Genomic DNA, 1,502 nt, shown 5'->3' on the forward strand with positions numbered 1-1,502 from the left:
GCAGCAAGTACCAAGTCACCACTTTGCGCCGATAAACGTGTCACCCAAGCAAAGCTTAGGGTCAAAATAAGGGTGCGAATAAAAATGTCTTTATTCAAAGAAAATAGCCTAAGTATTTTATATCTGGCGAAGTCTTGTGGATTTGCGCTAAATAATGCCGACCAAGGTAACTCTAAATGACGACGGCTTAACCACAGCGCTAGCACTACACCAAGCCAAAAGGCGATCGTCGTTCCCAGAGCCACACCGACCAAGCCCATATCTAAGGCAAAGACAAAAAACAGCGTCAATATAATATTAATTATGGCAATAAAGCCTTGCTGATAAAGCATATATCGCGTTTTACCTTGACCAGCAAACCAGCCAATAAAAGCAAAGTTCATAAGCTCAGCGATCACGCCCCAAAAGCGCACGTCAAGATAGGTTTTTGCAGCAATGCCACTATCAGGATTAGCCGATAGCGCTTGTAAACCGTAGTCAATAAGCCAAGGCTTTGCTACTAGTAACAGCGCGCCGATTCCAAAGGCCAGCAGCAAAGCTCGTTGCAAAATAGACAATAGCGGTGAGGGTTGATGAGTTCCTGATTGACCCTTTATTAACTGGTTATGAGCCAGCTGACCAACGGCTTGTGCGGACAGACCTGAGGAGGCGTATTGTAAAAAGTTAAAGCTTACCAGTAGCAAGGATAATAGCTGTATCGCCAAACCCATTCCCGCTAATTTGGCGGTATCATTCATGTTGCCAACGATAGCGGTATCAATCACGCTTTGTAGCGGCATCGCTAAATTAGCTAATAATACAGGCAAGGCTATCGCAATGATATGCGCATAGCGGCTATCAATAGGCGGGTTTGCCGGCGTGTGATTGGAAGAGGGCATCGACATAGGAGGTCACTTATACTTAGCGTATACGTAATGCTTATAATTGAGCTGAAACTGACAAGCTAGCACATTCATTCACTAAAGCACTTAAAAATAAAAGCACCCAACACTCATGATGATGAGTTAGGTGCTTTTATCTAACGTTTTGGCGAAGCCTTAATTTAAGTCTATTTTTGATTCTAATGACTTAAATTGAGGCTTAGTCTACCTTCAATCCTGTTCGAACATTTTAGGATCATTAAAGGTAACAATCTCTTCTTCAAACTCAGGTTTTACTTTGACCACAAAATCATCGCGCGATAGACCCATACGTAGCGGGATAGAGCTTGCGATATAAGTAGAGGAGTAGGTACCTGCCAGCAGACCGATAAACAATGCTACCGAGAACCAATAGAGGCCATCGCCGCCCAAGAACATCATGGCTAGCACGACCAAAAGCACCGTTGAGATGGTCATAATAGTACGGCGCAGCGTCTCTGTGAGCGATAAGTCAACCGTCTGGCTCGGCGTGATACCACGTACGCGGCGAAAGTTCTCACGGATACGGTCATAAACGACGATCGTATCGTTGAGTGAATAACCAATTAATGCCAAAATTGCCGCCAGCACAGTCAAATCAAA

1 protein-coding gene and 1 pseudogene are annotated in these 1,502 nt (G+C 44.3%); both read right to left on the reverse strand.

What is annotated here, in order from left to right:
• Positions 1-884 (reverse strand): MATE family efflux transporter (locus tag ACTXGO_RS13580; RefSeq protein WP_443574896.1); only part of this gene is annotated, 884 nt, incomplete at its 3' end.
• Between the two features lie 207 nt (positions 885-1,091).
• Positions 1,092-1,502 (reverse strand): annotated as a pseudogene (locus ACTXGO_RS13585) (protein translocase subunit SecF); the annotation flags it as partial.

The sequence above is a fragment of the Psychrobacter sp. T6-1 genome (genome assembly GCF_052258445.1).